The organism is Streptomyces barringtoniae (assembly GCF_020819595.1).
Lineage (GTDB): Bacteria > Actinomycetota > Actinomycetes > Streptomycetales > Streptomycetaceae > Streptomyces > Streptomyces barringtoniae.
In genome coordinates this window covers 227,009-246,145 of the sequence record NZ_JAJHNP010000002.1, presented here as the reverse complement: position 1 = coordinate 246,145, position 19,137 = coordinate 227,009, and the positions used below count along the sequence as shown (strand labels likewise).

The following is a 19,137-nucleotide window of genomic DNA, read 5'->3' as shown; positions in this document are numbered from 1 at the left end:
ACGGCGAACCGGGCTCGGCGCACAGCACGGCGGGCCGCGCCCCCCTCGGCGCACGGCCCGCCGGCCTGCGGTCAGCCCATACGCGGCGCGACTCCCGGCGCGGTCAGCCCCCGCGCGGCGCGAGTTCCTCAACGGTCAGACCACGCGCGGCGCGAACTCCTCGACCATCGGCCCGCTTCCGGAGCGGGTTCCTCGGCAGCGGGCCGTGCCCCGACGGCCCCGACGACGATGCCGAGCACGAGTGCGCAGGTGACCCGTGTGAAGAGGGGGGTTCGGGTAAGTCACCCCGCGCGTGGCGCACTCACATCGCCGGGCTCAGCAGCGCTCGCGATCCTGCGTCAGCTCTCCCTGAACCGTGGTCAGCGATCGGTCGTAGCAGCCGTCGGAGCCGTAGAGCCGGTAGCGCTCGCTCGAGGTGCCGACCGCGTGCCGCTGGTCGCGCGGGACGTTGATCGTGTACGCCGCGTCGCCGCTGTAGGTGTCGTCGAGTCGCGACCACGCGGTGCGCCGGCCGTCCCGCAGCTCCACGACCGACGCGCGGTCGCCGATCGTCAGCACGGTACGCAGCCGGTCGTCCGCACCGATGGTCGTGGCGCCGTCCATGGCGTACGTCCGGTCGGTGCGCGTGGCCCGTGCGGGACCGTCACCGCCGACGGTGACCGTCTGGTCGTCGGTCCAGGTCGCGTCCAGTCCGTCGGTGTTCTCGCCGTCGGTCCACCGGTGGACGGAGGTGTTGGCGAGTGTCCGGGTGACGGTGGTGGTCACGCGGCCGTGGGAGGTGTCGAGGTATCCGGAGACGGTGAGCCGGTGCCCGGCCTCGGTGTCCACGCGGTTCTCCGAACCGGGCGTGTAGGTGGAGGAGTTGGCGGTGTCCGTCGCCTTGTTCTCGGTGAGCGCTCCCGTGACGTGGGCGCGGTGCGCATCCTGCCAGACCAGGACGTTCACCGGTGCGCTCCAGCCCGACTGGCCCGCGGGCACGCCGACGACGGAGACCTCGACGCGGTGCGCACGCCCGTCATCGAGCAGGCCCGCAAAGGGTGTGAGGTCATATTCGATCGGCCGGACGTCGAAGGCGCCCGGCGCCGGAACGACGTACCAGAGGAAGGGGTTGGACCAGCCTCCGGTCCACACGTTCGGGAACGGCGCGGCGATTCCGGCCAGTTGGCCGTCGACCTTGATCTGCACCTCGCGGTAGGGGCCGTGATCGGCCTTGCAGGAGTACGACGCCGGGTCGGCCACGGTCAGGTACCAGAACTCCTCGCAGCCGCCGCCCGAACCGGTCGCGTAGACCTCGGCGACGATCCGCTCGCTGTTGCGCGGGGTGGTGAGGGTCGTGCCGTCGGGCGTGTCGGTGAGGGTGAGCACGCGGTCGGGCGTCCGCTGCGGGGGGCGGCCCGCGTAGAAGGTCAGGGTGACGTGCACGTCGATGACGCCGGTGTAGGTGTCGTTCACGACGTTGCCGATCAGCATCTCGACGTCCTGCGGGCTGCGGAAGGTGCCGCTGTAGCGGGTGACGTCCTTCTCGACGTGCCATTCGATGCCGTCGGGTGAGGGCTCCGGGGTGGAGGTGCGCAGGATCTCGACCCCGCCGACATGCAGATAGCCGAGGCGGTCGTACTGACGGCCCTTCACCTTGCCGTCGAGCCGCAGGACTACCTTGCTCCAGTGGTCGCCGCAGCCCTGGGGCGGGGTGTAGGCGCCCCGGTACGGCGTGAAGTCGCGGAACTGGGCGTCGGCGAGGGTGACCTGGCACGACTTGGTGTGCGGTCGCTCGACGGACGGTGCCGCGGTGACCGGATCGTGCCAGTCGGAACCGAACTCGGCCGGGACGTCGGCCGCTTGGGCCGTGGCGGCTCCGGTGCCGAAGAACGCGCTCACCAGGAGGGTCGCTCCGGCAAGCATGGACATGACTATCCGTCTTCTCATGGCCGGTGTTCTACGGCCAGTCGGTGCCGGTCCGCAATGACGCCTCGGGAAGAACGGCGCGATCGCGCGCCGGACGCGCCGACGCCGAGCCGCCCTTCGGGTGTGGCGGTGCCGAGTCGCACTTCACGCACGTGGATGCCCGGACCGCGCTCGGTCTCTCCTGGCCGCCGGACGCCGCACGCGCCTCTGGCCGCCGGACGCCGCACGCGCCGGTGCGTCAGGCCCGAAGTTCCGCGCGGTCGCCCATCACCATCACCGGATGCCGGTCCGGGTCGAGCGTGCGCAGCAGGAACTCCATGGCGTCCTTGGACACGCCGACACACGCGGACGTGCCGTCGCCGTGGTCGAGATGCAGCCAGATGCCGCCGCCTTTGTCGTCACCCTCGGGGCGCGTGAGGTCGTACGGCGGGGTGCCCGGGAGGCGGTTGTAGTCGATGGCGATGACGTAGTCGAAGTCGTGCTGGTGCGCCTCGCCCCAGTCGTTCGGCGGTGCGTAGGCCTCCTCGTCCTGGTTGTACGGCAGCCGGGTGCCGGGGTCGGCGAGCACACCCCCCGCGTCGGACAGACCGAACACGCCGACAGGACTGCGCTCGTCACCCATGTGATGGTCCGTGGTCCAGCCGTTCCTGCCGTTGTGCCCGGGCCACTCGGCCACCGCCCGCCACTCCGGCCCCTCCCGTGTGTACAGCACGACCGTGGAGTCGGCAGAGTCCTCATCCTCTCCGTACACCGCGACGACCTGGCCGGAGTCACGGGGGATCTGCCGGAACAGCCGGTCACCGACGCCCGGGATGCGGGCCGGGTCGGTCGTGGGGGCGGTCGACACCGTCGAGCTCTGCGCGCCAGGCCGGGGGCTTGCCGCCGCCCCGTGGGATCGAGCCGGGACGGACGCTTCGGTGCCGCACGCCGACACAGTCGCCAGAAGGGTCCCAAAGGCCGTCAGCACGACCGCCTTTCGCGGCAGACCGGGGATCTTCACGATTCCATGGTGGCTTAGATAACGGTCTATTGTGCAATCTTCTGGACATTCGGGTGACGGCAGCGGCACCAGGCCCGGTGAGCGGTGGCCGGAAGCGGGTGGATTACGCCCCTCGGTCAGGAAAACCGTTTGAAATTCACCACTCAGCGAGGCGAACCTTTCACGGCTTGTCACGGCTTTTCGCCGCTTCCCTGCTTCTCCCCCGTCCCCTCGCCGTACCCCTCAATCCTTCCCTCCTGACACGAGCCACTGGTACGTCATGCAGATTCAAGATCTTCCGTACTCCGATCCGGGCGTCCCGGACGCACGTTCGGGCCCCCGGTTCCTGTGGTGGCTCGGACGGAACCAGCTGGGCGGACAGCTGAAGTCGCTCGCCTGGGGCCTGCTGCACTTCGTCTCCGTCTCGGCTCTTCCCTTCTGTGTCGGCCTGGCCGTCCAGGCGGTCATCGAGCGCTCCGGCTCCCGGCTCGCCCTGACGGGTGGTCTGATGCTGCTGTGCGCCGCGGGCATCGCCGTCGGTGACACCTTCCTGCACCGGACCGCCGTCACCAACTGGATCACCGCCGCCGCCCGCGTCCAGCAACTGCTGGCGCGCAAGGCCGCCCACTTGGGCTCCGCCCTGACCCGACGGGTCGCCGCCGGCGAGGTGGTGGCCGTCTCCACCGGCGATGTCGAGAAGATCGGCTGGTTCGTCGAGGCGGTCTCCCGGTTCACCGCGGCCGCGCTGACGGTCGTGGTGGTCTGTGTCGGCCTCCTCGTCTACCAGCCCGCCCTGGGCGTGGTCGTCGCCCTCGGACTGCCGGTCGTGGCGCTCGCGGTGCTGCCGCTGCTGCCCCGGGCGACGCGCCGCGCCGACGAGCAGCGGGAGAAGGCCGGCCGGGCCACCGAGCTGGCCTCGGACACGGTCGCCGGACTGCGGGTGCTGCGCGGCATCGGCGGCGAGGAACTGTTCCTCGACCGCTACCGCCGCGCGTCGCAGGAGGTACGGCACGCCGCGGTGCGCAGCGCCCGGATGTGGTCGCTGATCTCCGCCGTCCAGGTGCTGCTGCCCGGGCTGCTGCTCATCGCCGTCGTCTGGCACGGCACCCACCTGGCCCGCCAGGGCCGCATCACCGTCGGTGAACTCGTCACCGTCTACAGCGCGGTCATGGTCCTCAACTATCCGCTGCGGCACTTCGAGGAGATCGCCATGGCGTACTCCTTCTCGCGCCCGTCGGCCACACGGGCGGCCCGCGTGCTGTCGCTGGAGCGGTCCACGGCCACCGAGGGCACCCTCGAGGAGCGGGTGCCGGGCGGCGATCTGCACGACCCCAGCACCGGTCTACTCGCTCCCGCCGGCCTTCTCACCGCAGTGGTCTGCGGAGACCCGGACGCGGCGGGCAGGCTCGCGGAACGGCTGGGCGGCCACCCGGCCGAGCCAGGCCGCTCGGTGCTGCTCGGCGGGGTCGCACTGGACGACCTCCCCCTGGACAGCGCGCGCACCGCCGTGCTCGTCCAGGACAAGGACCCGGTGCTGCTCTCCGGCACGCTGCGGGAACTGCTCGACGTGCCCGCCTCGGGAGCCGTACGGGCCGCGGACGCGCTGGCCGCGGCGCAGTGCGAGGACGTCCTGGACGCGCTCGTCCAGGGATCCCTGGACGCCGCCGACCCGATGGACGCCCGCATCACCGAGCGCGGGCGGTCCCTGTCCGGCGGCCAGCGCCAGCGGCTCGCGCTGGCCCGGTCGCTGATCACCGACCCGGAGGTGCTGGTGCTGGACGAGCCGACCTCCGCGGTCGACTCGCACACCGAGGCGCGGATCGCCGACGGACTGCGCCGGCTGCGCTCGGGCCGTACAACCGTCGTGTTCACCTCCTCGCCGCTGCTGCTCGACCGCGCGGACCGGGTCGCATTGGTCCACGAGGGCGAGGTCGTGGCGGTCGGTGTGCACCGCGAACTGGTCGACGGCGAGCCGCGATACCGGGCCGTGGTCACGCGGGAGACGGACGACGAACTGGCCGCGGCCGAGGAGGGCGCCCTGGTGGGCGCGCGCCAGGAGCTGGAAGAGATCGAGGAGAGCGCATGATCGGCGTAGCGCCGCCGGTGTACGACCCGGCGGCCCCGACGACCGCCACCACCCTGCCCGTCGGCGCAGCCGCGACCGTGCGCGCCTATGTCGTGGAGCTGTTCCGCCGGCACCGGCGGGCGTTCCTGCTGCTCATCGGCGTCAACACGGTGGCCGTGATCGCCTCCATGGTGGGTCCCTACCTGCTCGGTGGCCTGGTCGAGCGGGTGTCCGACCGGTCGCGGGAGCTTGATCTCGGCCCGACCGCCGGGCTGTTCGTGCTCGCGCTGGCCGTGCAGGCCGTGTTCACGCGACAGGTGCGGCTGCGGGGCGCGATGCTCGGCGAGCGGATGCTGGCCGATCTGCGCGAGGACTTCCTCGTCCGCTCGGTCGGGCTGCCGCCGGGAGTGCTGGAACGGGCGGGGACGGGCGATCTGCTCTCGCGCATCACCACCGACATCGACCGCCTGGCCAACGCGATGCGCGAGGCCGTGCCGCAGCTGGCGATCGGTGTCGTGTGGGCCCTGCTGCTGCTCGGCGGTCTCGTCGTGACGGCCCCGCCCCTCGCGGCCGCCGTACTGCTCGCCGTACCGGTGCTGGTGGCCGGGTGCCGCTGGTACTTCAAACGGGCGCCCTCCAGCTACCGCTCCGAGGCCGCCGGGTACGCGGCCGTCGCCGCCGTGCTCGCCGAGACGGTGGACGCGGGCCACACCATCGAGGCGCACCGGCTCGGCGCCCGCCGCGTCGCCCTGTCGGAACGGCGGATCAAGGAGTGGACCGCCTGGGAGCGGTACACGCTGTGGCTGCGGTCCGTGCTCTTCCCGGTCATCAACGCAGTCCACGTCATCGTCCTCGGCTCGGTGCTGATGGCCGGCGGGGCGTTCGTGCTGAGCGGCTGGATCGGGGTGGGGCAGCTGACCACGGGCGCCCTCATCGCACAGATGCTCGTCGACCCGGTGAACCTGATCCTGCGCTGGTACGACGAGGTACAGGTCGCCCAGGTGTCGCTGGCCCGCCTGGTCGGAGTGCGGGACATCGAGCCGGACGCCGGGGACGCCTCGCTGGCGCCGGACGGGCGAGACGTGCTGGCCGACCAGGTGCACTTCGGTTACCGCGAGGGCGTCGACGTGCTGCGCAGAGTGTCCCTCGAGGTCGCCCCGGGCACCCGGCTGGCCCTGGTCGGCCCCTCGGGCGCGGGCAAGTCCACCCTGGGCCGGCTGCTCGCCGGGATCTACGCACCCCGCGACGGCCGGATCACCCTCGGCGGCGCCGAGCTGTCCCGGATGCCGGCGGAACGCGTCCGCTCGCACGTCGCCCTGGTCAACCAGGAACACCACGTGTTCGTCGGCTCCCTGCGCGACAACCTCCTGCTGGCCCGCACCAATGCCACGGACGCCGAGCTGTGGGCAGCGCTGGAAGCGGTCGACGCCGACGGCTGGGCGCGGGTCCTGGACGACGGCCTGGACACCGAGGTCGGCTCCGGCGGTCTTGCGCTGACACCGGCGCAGGCCCAGCAGATCGCGCTGGCCCGGCTCGTGCTCGCCGATCCGCACACGCTGGTCCTGGACGAGGCGACCTCGCTGCTGGACCCGCGCGCGGCCCGGCATCTGGAACGTTCCCTGGCCCGGGTCCTGGACGGCCGCACCGTGGTCGCCATCGCCCACCGTCTGCACACCGCCCATGACGCGGACGTGATCGCCGTCGTGGAGGAGGGCCGCATCAGCGAGCTCGGCAGCCATGACGAGCTGGTCGCGACGGACGGCGCATACGCGGCGCTGTGGCGGTCCTGGCACGGGTGAGGACCCGGCGGGCGCGCGGGCGGCCGGTACCGCGGCACAGTGCCCGCGGGCAAGGCCGTTCCCCCCGGTCGTCCCCCCGATCGCGGCGACGCTGCCCGCAGTGACCGGGGGCGCGCCGTCAGGCGGCGTGGTCACGGCCGCCGGTTCCTGGGACGGCCCGACCGCCACAGACGGGCGCGTGGCCGGGGCCGGCGCCGTGCCCCGTCGGGCCACCGTGGGGATCGGCGCCGGCGCTCGACCGAGCCGGGTCACGGCGGGCGGGTGCGCACCCCTGCCTCCCCGCGCTTCGGACAGCCAGGCCATGGCACACGGGCGGCCAGTAGGGCCTGCCGGCGCTCGACCGAGCCAGGTGACGCCGGGCGGGCGCGCGGTGGGCTGTGACCGGTGCCGGTGTCCGGGCGCGGGCACTGTCCGGTACCCGTGCCGTTGCGCTGTCCCGAGCAGGGGTGGAAGTCTGGAGAACGGCACCGGTGCGGGGAACACTCCGGAACCACCCGGTTCGCGGCGTGTGCGCCTCGTGCCAGGCGTGCCGGCGGCCCGCCGCCCGGTGTGGTGGCACATGGCCGTCCTCACCACCTGGAGGTACTCGTGGACAGCGCCGACGGCTGGGGGGACGACGTCTACCAGCCCGATTCCTCGGAGATCCGGGAGGACTCGGGGGTGCTCGACGTCGAGGACACACTGGACTTCGACGGCGTCGCGGACCCGCTCGACCGTGGCTGGTCCCCTCCCGAGCGTCCCTGGGCTGTGGAGCACACCGGGGTGACGGCGGCCGAACGCCAGGCGGGTGAGACGCTGGACCAGCGGCTCGCCGAGGAGCAGCCCGACCTCGTCGCCCGGGACGGCGACGACATCGGTGACCGCGACACCGACGGGGAACCCCTCGACAACGAGGTGGGCAACCTCCGCTCCGGCCGGCTTGTGGCCCCGGACGAGGGGGCGCACGAGGACGAGGAGGCGGCCCTCGTCGCCACGGACGTCGGCATCGACGGCGCCGCCGCCTCCGCCGAGGAGGCCGCGATGCACATCGTCGACGAGGAGTCCCTGTCCGGCTGACCGTCGGGCCCCGGCCGGCCCGCCCACGCCCTGCCCGACCGCCCCGCCCGAGGAGCCGCCATGCAGCAGGACAAGCACCCCGAGTACCACGCCGTGGTGTTCCGCGACCGCGCCGCAGGCTACGCGTTCCTGACCCGCTCGACGGCGCGGAGTGAGCAGACCATCGAGTGGGACGACGGCCAGACCTACCCGGTGATAGATGTGGAGATCTCCTCGGAGAGCCACCCCTTCTACACGGGCAAGGCCCGCACGGTCGACACCGAGGGCCGGATCGCCCGCTTCGAGCGCCGGTACGGCGGGGCGGAGACCGGCGAGGCGCCCTGATCCCCAGGGGCGCCTCGGGCCAGGTGCCGGGGGCGTCAGATGCGCGGGGCGCCTCGGACGCGGAGGGTGGCGCAGATCCGCGGGGCACCGCAGATGCGAGGGGTGCCTCAGATGACGTTGAGGGCCGCCGCGCAGCCCATGCCGCCGAGGAGCATGAACACGGGCATCAACACCTTCAGCTCCACCCAGCTCCCGGCCCGGAACCGCAGTGCCTTCGGCGGCCCCACCGGGTACCAGCGCTTGCGCCCCAGGGGGATCGGCCACAGGATCGGGCAGCCGGACACCGTCAGCGCGTCCCCGATGTCGTGCACCAGCGCACCGAGCACGATCGGCAGCCCCAGCCACAGGTACTGCTGGCCCGGCGCCGTGAACAGCCAGTCGGAGCCGTTGCCCGGCTTGTCCAGGACGCCCGCGAGAATCCACGCAGTGGTCGCCGCCAGCAGCCAGACCAGGACATCGCTGCTGGAGCCGCGCGCCGCCCGCCACAGCAGGCCCTCGATCGCCAGCACCATGTGCACGAACAGGATCGCCAGCACGGCCCATCGGCCCCCCGCGATCGCCGCCGCCGAGCAGCCGGCACCGAGCAGGACCGCCCACAGCCAGGTGTGCGTCAGCGTGCGGTGACCGCCGTTGCGGCGCGGGTCGCCCTTCATCCGGGTCGCCTTGTAGACGGCGTACGACAGCTTGTCCACGATCTCGCAGATCCAGTGGGAGATCGGACCGAAGGAGCGCGAGATGGTCGCCGCCTTGTGGTCGAGGTCCGGGGCGAGCGCGGCACCGGCACAGATCAGAGCCCCCACGAGGAGAACCGGCCAGGGCATCGGATGCCCCGCCGCCGCGGCGGCGGCTCCGACCCCGAGCCAGGCCGCGGCCCCCGACAGTGAGTGTGCTGGTCCCATCATGGCCGCTTCCCGCCCCATTCCTCGTGTGCCGCTGTCCAGTTGACCTGGTGCGCTGACATGCCGTCGGCGACACAGCGTAGCGGCCATGATCTTCCTGCCCGAAGCCGATTCCCCCCTCGGGGGCAAGGCCAGGCAAGATGGGTGCGTGACCCTCATCGATCAGCTGCCGCCGACCGCCGACCCCGATGCCCTGTACGAAGCCTTCGAGTCGTGGGCGCAGGAGCGCGGCCTCACCCTCTACCCCCATCAAGAGGAGGCGCTGATCGAGGTGGTCTCCGGGGCGAACGTGATCGTCTCGACGCCCACCGGCTCCGGAAAGAGCATGATCGCCGCGGGCGCGCACTTCGCCGCGCTGGCCCGGGACGAGGTCACCTTCTACACCGCCCCGATCAAGGCGCTGGTGTCGGAGAAGTTCTTCGAGCTGTGCAAGCTGTTCGGCACCGAGAACGTCGGCATGCTCACCGGCGATGCCTCCGTGAACGCCGACGCGCCCGTGATCTGCTGCACCGCCGAGGTGCTGGCGTCGATCGCGCTGCGCGACGGCAAGGGCGCGGATGTCGGCCAGGTCGTCATGGACGAGTTCCACTTCTACGCCGAGGGCGACCGTGGCTGGGCCTGGCAGATCCCGCTGCTGGAGCTTCCCCAGGCGCAGTTCATCCTGATGTCGGCCACTTTGGGCGATGTGTCCTTCTTCGAGAAGGACCTCGCCCGCCGCACCGGCCGCCCCACGTCGGTGGTCCGTTCGGCGACCCGCCCGGTGCCGCTCTCCTACGAGTACCAGCTCACCCCGCTCACCGAGACCCTCACCGACCTGCTGGAGTCCAAGCAGGCTCCGGTGTACATCGTGCACTTCACGCAGGCACAGGCCGTGGAGCGGGCACAGGCGCTGATGAGCATCAACATGTGCTCGCGCGAGGAGAAGGACCAGATCGCCGAACTGATCGGCAACTTCCGCTTCACCACCAAGTTCGGCCGCAACCTCTCCCGATACGTCCGGCACGGCATCGGCGTCCACCACGCCGGCATGCTGCCCAAGTACCGGCGCCTGGTGGAGAAGCTCGCCCAGGCCGGTCTGCTGAAGGTCATCTGCGGCACGGACACGCTCGGAGTCGGCGTCAACGTGCCCATCCGTACGGTCCTGTTCACCGCCCTCACCAAGTACGACGGCAGCCGCGTACGCACGCTGCGGGCCCGGGAGTTCCACCAGATCGCGGGCCGGGCGGGCCGGGCCGGTTTCGACACGGCGGGGCTCGTCGTGGCGCAGGCGCCGGAGCACGTCATCGAGAACGAGAAGGCGCTGGCGAAGGCGGGCGACGACCCGAAGAAGCGGCGCAAGGTGGTGCGCAAGAAGGCGCCGGAGGGTTTTGTCGGCTGGACGGAGAACACCTTCCAGAAGCTGATCGAGTCGGAACCGGAGCCGCTGACCTCGCGTTTCCGGGTGACGCACACGATGCTGCTGTCGGTGATCGCCCGCCCGGGCAACGCGTTCGAGGCGATGCGCCACCTCCTGGAGGACAACCACGAGCCGCGCAGGCAGCAGCTCCGGCACATCCGCCGGGCGATCGCGATCTACCGGTCGCTGCTCGACGGCGGGATCGTGGAGAAGCTCGACAAGCCCGACGCCGAGGGCCGTATCGTCCGGCTCACCGTCGACCTGCAGCAGGACTTCGCGCTCAACCAGCCGCTGTCCACGTTCGCGCTCGCCGCGTTCGAACTCCTCGACCCCGAGTCGCCGTCCTACGCCCTCGACATGGTCTCCGTCGTCGAGTCCACCCTGGACGACCCGCGGCAGATCCTCGTCGCCCAGCAGAACAAGGCGCGGGGCGAGGCCGTCGCCGCGATGAAGGCGGACGGCGTCGAGTACGAGGAGCGCATGGAGCGCCTCCAGGACATCACCTACCCGAAGCCGCTGGAGGAGCTCCTCTTCCACGCGTACAACACCTATCGCAAGAGCCACCCCTGGGTCGGCGACCACCCGCTGTCGCCGAAGTCGGTCATCCGGGACATGTACGAACGGGCGCTGTCCTTCACCGAGTTGGTCTCCTTCTACGAGCTGGCCCGCACCGAGGGCATCGTGCTGCGCTACCTCGCCAGCGCCTACAAGACCCTCGACCACACCATCCCCGACGACCTGAAGTCCGAGGATCTGCAGGATCTGATCGAGTGGCTCGGCGAGATGGTCCGCCAGGTGGACTCCAGTCTGCTGGATGAATGGGAGCAGCTCGCGAACCCGGAGGAGATGACCGCCGAGGAGGCTCAGGAAAAGGCCGACGAGGTGAAGCCGGTCACCGCCAACGCGCGCGCCTTCCGGGTCCTGGTCCGCAACGCCATGTTCCGCCGCGTGGAACTGGCCGCCCTGGACCAGGTCGAGGAGCTCGGCGAGATGGACGCCGAGTCCGGGTGGGACGCCGACGCCTGGGGCGAGGCGATGGACAAGTACTGGGACGAGTACGACGACCTCGGCACCGGTCCCAACTCCCGCGGTCCCAAGCTGCTGGTCATCAACGAGGAGCCGGAGAACGGCCTCTGGCGCGTCCGCCAGATCTTCGACGACCCGAACGGTGATCACGACTGGGGCATCAGTGCGGAGATCGACCTCGCGGCCTCGGACGCCGAGGGCCGTGCGGTCGTGCGCGTCACCGATGTCGGTCAGCTGTGAACCCTTGTAGACCAGTTGTGAGCCCAGGAGAATCCCACCGATGACGACGAACCCGGCCGAGCGACTGGTCGACCTGCTCGACCTGGAGCAGATCGAGGTCAACATCTTCCGTGGCCGAAGCCCGCAGGAGTCGCTGCAGCGCGTCTTCGGCGGCCAGGTGGCGGGCCAGGCACTGGTCGCCGCCGGCCGCACCACGGACGGCGACCGCCCGGTGCACTCGCTGCACGCGTACTTCCTGCGGCCGGGCCGCCCCGGTGTGCCCATCGTGTACCAGGTGGAGCGGGTCCGTGATGGCCTGTCGTTCACCACGCGCCGGGTCACAGCCGTGCAGCAGGGCCGCACGATCTTCAATCTGACCGCCTCCTTTCACAAGCCTGAGGAAGGACCGTTCGAGCACCAGCTGCCGCCGGCCCGTGAGGTGCCCGACCCGGAGTCGCTGCCGACGGTCTCCGAGGAGATCCGCAAGCACCTGGGCGCGCTGCCGGAGCAGTTGGAGCGGATGGCGCGCCGCCAGCCCTTCGACATCCGCTATGTCGACCGGCTGCGCTGGAACGCCGAGGACATCAAGGGGGCCGAGCCGCGCAGTGCCGTGTGGATGCGCGCGGTCGGACCGCTCGGCGACGACCCGCTGGTGCACACGTGCGCGCTGACCTACGCCAGTGACATGACCCTCCTGGACGCGGTCCGGATCCCCGTCGAGCCGCTGTGGGGGCCGCGGAACTTCGACATGGCCTCGCTGGATCACGCCATGTGGTTCCACCGGCCGTTCCGGGCGGACGAGTGGTTCCTGTACGACCAGGAGTCGCCGATCGCCACCGGCGGCCGGGGCCTGGCCCGCGGGCGCATCTACGACCTGCAGGGGCGTCTGCTCGTCTCGGTCGTCCAGGAAGGCCTGTTCAGGTCCCTGTAGCGCGCCCAGGTGACCGGGCTTGCGGCCGTGTGGTTCAGACCCGCGCGGGCCCGGGCCTTCTCCCCCGCAGCCAGGCGCGCAGGCCCCGCTTGGTCCGCGTCGGGGACTGCTCGGCGCCGCGGTGTCCCCGGCGGGCCGAAGACGGCGCGGCCGCCCGCACCACCGGCGTGCCGTGCCACTCGAAGGCTCGGACCACGGGCTCGTCCTTCGGGTCGGGCGGCCCCGGCAGCCGTCCACCGCTCGGCCCGGATCCCACTGTCACCGGCTCGCCCTCCGGCTCTCGCAGCGGGGGCGCGGCTGCCCGGGCCGCGGTCGGCTGCTCCCCGGTCTCCGACGGCGCCCGTACGGCCTCCTCCGTGGGTGGCGTGACCGTCCGGGCCATGGGCGGGATGGGCCGTGCGACGGCTCGCACGGCCGGTGCGGTGCGACGGACGGCCGGACGCGGGGCCCGTGAGTGGGCGCGGGCCTCCTCGAGCACATGGCCCAGTTCGCTGCGGAGCCACTCGATCTCGTCCGCGTCCTGCGCGGTCGTGACCCGCTCGGCGAGGTACGCGGCAGGCGATCCCGGAGTGCCCCGACCGGGTGGCGCGGGACGGAACCGGTTCACATAGGCACGCTCGTAGGGATCCTTGACGACGTCCGCGATCTCGACGGGCGACAGGAAGGCTGCCACGGCGCCGACTCGTACCCACGGATCGTCCGCTTGCCGCAGCAGGAATCCGAGGTGGCGTCCCCGCCAGTTGCGGGCACGCAGGTCCACTCCGGCTTCCAGCTGGCTCCGCAGGTTCTCGGGCGTACGTCCCTTGAGCAGATGGGCGTTCTTGGGGTCCGCGGTGAAGTTCCGCAGGTCTTCGGCCAGATACAACCAGACCACGGCTCGGTACCGGTTGAGGTACCACTTGGCCGGCACGAGCAGGCCCAGGCGGGCGAGGCGGGTGAACCGCCCGGCCGGGATCTCCATGAGGGCGGCACCCTCGGTGGTGCCGACCACCCGCACGCGGTCGTGAAGAGCGTCCGGGTAGCCCTCCTGTGCGCGAAGGCGGTCGATCTCGGTGCGCTCCACCCTGCGGCCTCCCCCGCCCTCGTCGGGCACGGTCCGGATGTGGCCGAGGTGCACGGCGAGGTCGAACTCGCCGCGCCTGAGGCCCAGTTCCCGGGCGGCTTGGGTCGGGGTGCAGGTCGTGGACCGGGGCGGACTGAAGGTGCTTGCCGACATGGTCGTACTCCCCCGTGGAGTCGTTGGCTCACGCCCTGTGCGTTCGCCGTGCACCCACCGTAGCCAGTTCGGCGCAAGTCGTGGCAGCCCTGTGGATAACTTCGCCGCGGGAGCAGAACTCGCAGGTCAGGCGTCTGCGGTGGGGGTGCGCTCCGGTTGTCTGGCATCGACGCCGAGATGCTCGCCGACGCGATTGACGAGCAGGGTCATCTCGTAGGCGATCTGACCGATGTCTGCCTCCGCGCCGCTGAGCACGCACAGGCAGCTTCCGGTGCCGGCGGCGGTCACGAACAGCACCGCGTCGTCGTATTCGATCATGGTCTGGCGTACCCTGCCGGCGCCGAAGTGGCGGCCCGATCCCTTGGCGAGGCTGTGCAACCCGGATGCCACGGCGGCCAGATGCTCGGCGTCCTCACGGCGTAGGCCCGTGCTCGCGCCCGTGACCAACCCGTCGTTCGACAGGACCAGCGCGTGCCGCACGTGGTCCACTCGCTCGGTCAGATCGTCCAGGAGCCAGTCGAGTCCCTGGTTCTGCGCCATCTCCGTCTCCCCGTGTGATGTCTCCCCCCTGGCAGGAGGAACTCCCCGCCAGCCTTCCCCACCTCCGGCGTCCGGGCAAGCAGGATGGGCGCATGGCACAGAAGATGACCGACGAGGAATGGCGGGCGTTCGTCTCGCACGGCACCCGGACCGGCAAGCTCTCCACCGTTCGCGCCGACGGGAGCCCTCATGTGGCCCCGATCTGGTTCCTGCTGGACGGGGACGAACTGGTCTTCAACACGGGCAAGGAGACGGTGAAGGGGCGCAATCTCGCCCGGGACGGGCGGGTCGCCCTGTGTGTGGACGACGATCGTCCGCCGTTCCACTTCGTGGTGCTGAACGGCCGCGCACGGCTGTCGGAGAACCTGGAGGAGGTGCGTCATTGGGCCACCCGGATCGCCGCCCGGTACATGGGCGAGGACCGCGCCGAGGACTACGGCGCCCGCAACGGCGTTCCGGGTGAGTTGCTGGTCCGGGTGCCGGTCGACCAGGTGGTGGCCGTGAAGGATCTGGCGGCCTGAGCGGCGGGCTCAACCGACCGAGTCCAGGAGCCGGGCGGTGTGCATCCGCCCGGCGTACTCGACGAGCCGGATCAGCACCTCCTTGCCGGAGTCCCGGTCACGCGCGTCGCACAGCACCACGGGAGTGCCGCGGTCGAGGTCGAGGGCACGTGAGACGTCGTGTGCGCCGTAGGCGCGGGCGCCCGCGAAGCAGTTGACGGCCACCACGAACGGGATGCGCCGGTGCTCGAAGTAGTCGACCGCGGGGAAGCAGTCCTCCAGGCGCCGGGTGTCCGCGAGGACGACGGCGCCGAGAGCGCCCTGGGACAGCTCGTCCCAGAGGAACCAGAAGCGGTCCTGTCCCGGTGTGCCGAAGAGGTAGAGGGACAGGCCGGAGCGGATGGTGATGCGGCCGAAGTCCATGGCGACGGTGGTGGTGACCTTCTGGTCCACGCCGTCGGTGTCGTCCACCAGCTGCCCTGCCTCGCTGAGGAGTTCCTCGGTGCGCAGCGGCCGGATCTCGCTGACGGCCCCGACCAGGGTCGTCTTGCCCACGCCGAACCCGCCGGCGACCAGTATCTTCAGCGCCAGGGCGGCGGTGTCGCCGACGGCTTCGGAGTGCTCGGTGACCATGATCACTTCTCTCGGGAGGGCCGGCTGCGGTCGGCGTCCGTCTGCTGCGGGCGCGAAGGCAGCATCATGACAACGGAGCCGCACCTCCGGGCTGTTGGACCGAAACGCACCTGATGTGACTGACTCTCGTCCGGTCGGAGGCGGAACGCGTACGGATCGGGATGCTGCACGGCGAACGGCGGCTTCGGAACGTTCATCTACAGGGCTCGCAATCCCTCGATGACCTCGCGCAGGATCCGCTCGTCGGGCAGGTGGGCCGGCGGCACGGGACGGCTGACGACCACGCAGCCGAGTTCCAGCAGGTCGCCGAGGAGCACTCTGACGACGCCGACAGGAAGGTCGGCGTCCGCCGCGAGTTCGGCGACGGACTGTGTCTCCGTGCGGCAGAGCTCGATCAGCGTGCGGTGTTCGGGGCCGAGCGCGGCGTCCTCGAGCGCCGGTGCCGCGGGGTCGAGGGTGACGAGGGCGATCAGGTCGAAGCGCACCCCGGTGGGACCCGGCTGGGTGCGCCCGCCCGTCATCGCGTACGGGCGCACGAGTGGTCCGGCCTCGCCGTCGTACCACTGGCTGCCCGGCTCCCACGGCCCGGCGCTGTCGTTCTCGGTCATCTGTGCCGCCCGTCCCGGGTCATCCGGCTGCGGGCGGCTGCGCGGTGACGCGCGGCGGCGTGTACAGGTGCTCGCCGACCCGTTTGACCAGGCGCGCCATCTCGTAGGCGACCAGCCCGATGTCGGCGGTGACGGCGGTGAGCACGGCGAGGCAGGAACCGTCGCCGGCGGCGGCCACGAAGAGGAACGCGTCGTCCATCTCGACCATGGTCTGCCGCACGCCGCCCGCTCCGAAGTGCCGTCCCGCCCCCTTGGCGAGGCTGTTGAAGCCGGAGGCTACGGCGGCGAGGTGTTCGGCGTCCTCGCGCGCAAGGCCCGTGGAGGCGCCGACGGCCAGTCCGTCGTTGGAGAGCACGACGGCGTGCCGCACCTCGCTCACGCGCATCACCAGGTCGTCGAGCAACCAGTCCAGTTCGCCGGAGCGCTGGCCGGCCCTCGTGTTCGGGTCCTGGATCATGCCGGGTCTCCTTCGCTGAGGTCACTGCCCGTTTCGGGTTCCGGGGCGGCGCCGCGCCCGGGCTGTCTTCCGCCGCCGCGAGCCCAGCCGGCGCGGTAGGCGGCCATTCGGTCCCGTACCAGTTCGGGGGTGCGCCGTTCGTCACTGTGCCGTGCGGTCTCCTGCGCCGGCTCTTCGGGACGCTGCTGCCGGAGCTGAGGGGCAAGGCTCGCCTGGCGCACGCGGCGTGGGAGGTTGTCCGAGCTCTCGGAGTCGTCCGGCGGTCGGTGCAGCCTCAAGGCGGTGACTCCGGGGGGTGGGGTTTCGTCGCCGGTTCCGTGCGGGCGTGGCTCGTCGACCACGCCGTGGAGGCCTGGAGCGGTGGCCGCGAGGGCGGGCCGGTCCGACCGTGTGGCGACGGCCTCTTGATGTGGACTTGCGCCCGGCACGCGCGCGTACTCGCGGTCCGGATCCCGACGGGACTGTTCGCCTTGACGGGACGAACGTTCCGTCGCCCCGGTGTGCAGCAGGGCGGTGGGCACCAGGACGACCGCCGTGGTGCCTCCGTAGGGGGAGGTCCGCAGATGCACCTTGACGTCGTGCCGGGAGGCGAGCCGGCTGACCACGAAGAGTCCGAGCCGGTCACTGTCGAACAGGTCGAGCGCCTCGGACTGTTCGATGCGGCGATTGGCCTCGGCGAGGGTCTCGGCGCCCATGCCGAGTCCCCGGTCCTCGATCTCCAGGGCGTAGCCGTTGCCGACGGGCTCGCCGGTGACGCGCACGCGCGTGTGGGGCGGGGAGAACTGGGCGGCGTTCTCGACGAGTTCGGCGAGCAGGTGGGTGAGGTCGGCGACGGCGGCGCCGATGACATGGGCTTCGGGGAGCTGACGCACCTCCACGCGCGCGTAGTCCTCGATCTCGGAAACCGCGGCCCGTACGACGTTGGTCAGGGACACCGGCATGCGCCAGGCCCGGCCGGGTGCGGCGCCGGAGAGGATGATCAGGCTCTCGGCGTGCCGCCGCATGCGCGTGGTGAGGTGGTCGAGGCGGAACAGGTCGCTGAGCTCGTTGGGATCCTCCGAGCGGCGCTCCATGCTGTCCAGGAGGCTGAGCTGGCGGTGGACCAGCACCTGGCTGCGGCGGGCCAGGTTGACGAAGACGCCGGAGATGCCGCTGGCGAGTTCGGCGCGTTCCACGGCGGCGTGCAACGCGGCGCGGTGGACGGTGGTCAGGGCTTCGGAGACCTGACCCGTCTCGTCCTCGGCGGGTGGTCCGACGGGCGCCTCCGCCTGGATGTCGATCTCCTCTCCGGCGCGCAGTCTGCGCATCGCTTCGGGGAGTTTGCGGCGCGCGATCTCCAGGGCGTCGTTGCGCAGGCTCACGAGTTCGACGACGAGACCGCGTCCGATGCGGACGGAGATGACGAGCGAGGCGGCGACGGCGGCCAGGCCGAGGAGCACGGCAGAGCCCGCGGGGCTGAGCAGGCCGCGTGTGAAGGGATCGGCGCGGCCCGCTACGGCCCGGCCCGTGTTCGCCGCGATGCCCTGCATTCCGTCCTGCACACGCGCGTGGGCAGCGTTCCACGCGGCCTGAGGCGACGCGTCGGCCGGCTTGCTGCCGGGCCCGGCGGCAATGATCTTGTCCTCGGCGGCACCGAGGGCGGTGTAGGCGCCGCTGCCGGCCAGGCCCTGCCAGGCGGTGCGCTGGGCGACCGGCAGGTCGGCGACCGCGACCTCGGTGAGGGTACGGCGCGCCGTGACCGCGGCGCCGAACAGCCGTAGCCGTTCGCCCTGCAGTTGCGCGGCGGTCCGCGCGCTGCCGAGCAGGGTGTCCTCCTGGGCCAGCGCCTCGGCGGCCCGGCTGAATTCGAGCAGCACGCGCGCGTCGGAGCCGACGTCGGCCCGCTGGATGCCGGTGAGGGCGCCGTCCACGGCGAAGGCCGCGCCGATGGTCTTCGTGTACTGCGCGTACACCCTGTCCCAGCCGGCCTTGCGGTCGAGTACGGCCGTGCGCAGGGCGCGCAGGTGCTCGACGCCGGTGACGAAGGCGGAGAGGCGACCGGAGACACCGGCGGGCAGTTCCTCGCTGTCGGCGACGGTGTTGTGGCCGCCGAGCCGCAGCTCGGCCACGGCTCCGTCGGTACGGGCGGCCAGGCCTCGCAGGTCGGTGTCGTCGCCCGCGCCCGGCGCGGTGGCGTAGCGCACGGCTGCGGTGCGCTCGGCCTGCAGGGCGGTGACGGCCGCCGCCACCGGGGTGCGCAGTTCGGCGTCGACGCGCTGGGACTGCCGCAGCCGGGCCACGTCCTGGGCGGTGGTGACGGTGGCGTACGCCCACAGGGCGAGCAGGGAGACGACAGGCACCATCAGCAGGCCGACCACCTTGGCGCGCACGGTGCGGGGGCGCAGGTGCCGGCGGTTGCCACGCGCGCGTGCCTTGGCCGGCGGGGTGCCGAACGGGCGGTCGGCAGCCTCGGCGGCGGGCGGTCCGGCGTGTGCGCGGCGGCCACGCGGCGCATGCCCGGGGGTGCCGGCTTTGGTGGTGGTACGGGGTGGGCGCATGGCCTCCTCGTTCGGGACGTGGGTCGGGGTGCTCGAGCCGGGCTCCC

Annotated in this window: 15 protein-coding genes and 1 pseudogene; 7 read left to right on the top strand and 9 right to left on the bottom strand. The window is 71.8% G+C overall.

Translation table 11 applies throughout. The features are described 5' to 3' along the window. Nucleotides 1-315 precede the first annotated feature (315 nt). Complete coding sequence (locus tag LMU33_RS03495; protein WP_308280745.1) at nucleotides 316-1,926, bottom strand: peptide-N4-asparagine amidase; 1,611 nt, start codon at nucleotides 1,924-1,926, stop codon at nucleotides 316-318. 217 nt (nucleotides 1,927-2,143) lie between these two features. Continuing rightward, entirely contained in the window at nucleotides 2,144-2,905 is a 762-nt protein-coding gene (locus tag LMU33_RS03490) for a hypothetical protein (RefSeq protein WP_228617246.1), read from the bottom strand. A gap of 259 nt (nucleotides 2,906-3,164) precedes the next feature. Between LMU33_RS03490 and LMU33_RS03485 the strand changes: the two genes are divergently transcribed. From LMU33_RS03485 to LMU33_RS03470, 4 genes are all read left to right on the top strand, one after another. After that, a complete protein-coding gene (locus LMU33_RS03485) occupies nucleotides 3,165-4,970 on the top strand; it encodes an ABC transporter transmembrane domain-containing protein (protein WP_228617244.1) in 1,806 nt (601 codons plus the stop codon). Next, nucleotides 4,967-6,748 (top strand): ABC transporter ATP-binding protein, encoded by a 1,782-nt coding sequence (locus LMU33_RS03480; RefSeq protein ID WP_228617242.1) that lies wholly within the window; start codon nucleotides 4,967-4,969, stop codon nucleotides 6,746-6,748. The genes LMU33_RS03485 and LMU33_RS03480 overlap by 4 nt, the downstream gene beginning before the upstream one ends. 588 nt (nucleotides 6,749-7,336) lie before the next feature. Continuing rightward, on the top strand, nucleotides 7,337-7,804 hold the full coding sequence (locus LMU33_RS03475; RefSeq protein WP_228617241.1) for a DUF5709 domain-containing protein: 468 nt from the start codon (nucleotides 7,337-7,339) through the stop codon (nucleotides 7,802-7,804). A 60-nt stretch (nucleotides 7,805-7,864) separates the two neighbouring features. After that, entirely contained in the window at nucleotides 7,865-8,128 is a 264-nt protein-coding gene (locus LMU33_RS03470) for a type B 50S ribosomal protein L31 (RefSeq protein WP_228617239.1), read from the top strand. A 107-nt stretch (nucleotides 8,129-8,235) separates the two neighbouring features. Here LMU33_RS03470 and LMU33_RS03465 read toward each other — a convergent pair whose 3' ends face one another. Next, the gene (locus LMU33_RS03465) at nucleotides 8,236-9,030 is read right to left on the bottom strand and encodes a metal-dependent hydrolase (protein ID WP_228617238.1); all 795 of its coding nucleotides are present in this window, start codon (nucleotides 9,028-9,030) and stop codon (nucleotides 8,236-8,238) included. 145 nt (nucleotides 9,031-9,175) lie between these two features. On the opposite strand from LMU33_RS03465, the gene LMU33_RS03460 reads away from it, so the two are divergent. After that, complete coding sequence (locus LMU33_RS03460; RefSeq protein WP_228617236.1) at nucleotides 9,176-11,689, top strand: DEAD/DEAH box helicase; 2,514 nt, start codon at nucleotides 9,176-9,178, stop codon at nucleotides 11,687-11,689. A 40-nt stretch (nucleotides 11,690-11,729) separates the two neighbouring features. After that, complete coding sequence (locus tag LMU33_RS03455) at nucleotides 11,730-12,599, top strand: acyl-CoA thioesterase (protein ID WP_228617235.1); 870 nt, start codon at nucleotides 11,730-11,732, stop codon at nucleotides 12,597-12,599. 334 nt (nucleotides 12,600-12,933) lie between these two features. Here LMU33_RS03455 and LMU33_RS03450 read toward each other — a convergent pair. Both LMU33_RS03450 and LMU33_RS03445 read right to left on the bottom strand, forming a co-directional pair. After that, nucleotides 12,934-13,815, bottom strand: a pseudogene (locus LMU33_RS03450) (DUF6397 family protein); the annotation flags it as partial. A 126-nt stretch (nucleotides 13,816-13,941) separates the two neighbouring features. Next, the gene (locus LMU33_RS03445) at nucleotides 13,942-14,355 is read right to left on the bottom strand and encodes a roadblock/LC7 domain-containing protein (RefSeq protein ID WP_228617234.1); all 414 of its coding nucleotides are present in this window, start codon (nucleotides 14,353-14,355) and stop codon (nucleotides 13,942-13,944) included. A 92-nt stretch (nucleotides 14,356-14,447) separates the two neighbouring features. Here LMU33_RS03445 and LMU33_RS03440 point away from each other — a divergent pair, with 92 nt between their 5' ends. Beyond that, nucleotides 14,448-14,876: a PPOX class F420-dependent oxidoreductase gene (locus LMU33_RS03440; RefSeq protein WP_228617232.1), complete on the top strand. Its 429-nt coding sequence runs from the start codon at nucleotides 14,448-14,450 to the stop codon at nucleotides 14,874-14,876. Between the two features lie 9 nt (nucleotides 14,877-14,885). On the opposite strand, the gene LMU33_RS03435 is transcribed toward LMU33_RS03440, so the two are convergent. The 4 genes from LMU33_RS03435 to LMU33_RS03420 all read right to left on the bottom strand — a co-directional run bounded on the left by LMU33_RS03435 (nucleotide 14,886) and on the right by LMU33_RS03420 (nucleotide 19,090). Next, nucleotides 14,886-15,488: a GTP-binding protein gene (locus LMU33_RS03435; RefSeq protein ID WP_228617230.1), complete on the bottom strand. Its 603-nt coding sequence runs from the start codon at nucleotides 15,486-15,488 to the stop codon at nucleotides 14,886-14,888. A gap of 197 nt (nucleotides 15,489-15,685) precedes the next feature. Further along, nucleotides 15,686-16,096, bottom strand: a complete 411-nt coding sequence (locus LMU33_RS03430) for a DUF742 domain-containing protein (protein WP_228617229.1) — start codon at nucleotides 16,094-16,096, stop codon at nucleotides 15,686-15,688. A 19-nt stretch (nucleotides 16,097-16,115) separates the two neighbouring features. Further along, nucleotides 16,116-16,553 carry a roadblock/LC7 domain-containing protein gene (locus tag LMU33_RS03425; protein ID WP_228617227.1) on the bottom strand — a complete coding sequence of 146 codons (438 nt, stop codon included), beginning with the start codon at nucleotides 16,551-16,553 and terminating at the stop codon, nucleotides 16,116-16,118. Continuing rightward, nucleotides 16,550-19,090, bottom strand: coding sequence for a sensor histidine kinase (locus LMU33_RS03420; RefSeq protein WP_228617225.1), 2,541 nt, complete (start codon nucleotides 19,088-19,090; stop codon nucleotides 16,550-16,552). The genes LMU33_RS03425 and LMU33_RS03420 overlap by 4 nt, the downstream gene beginning before the upstream one ends. Between the last annotated feature and the right edge of the window lie 47 nt (nucleotides 19,091-19,137).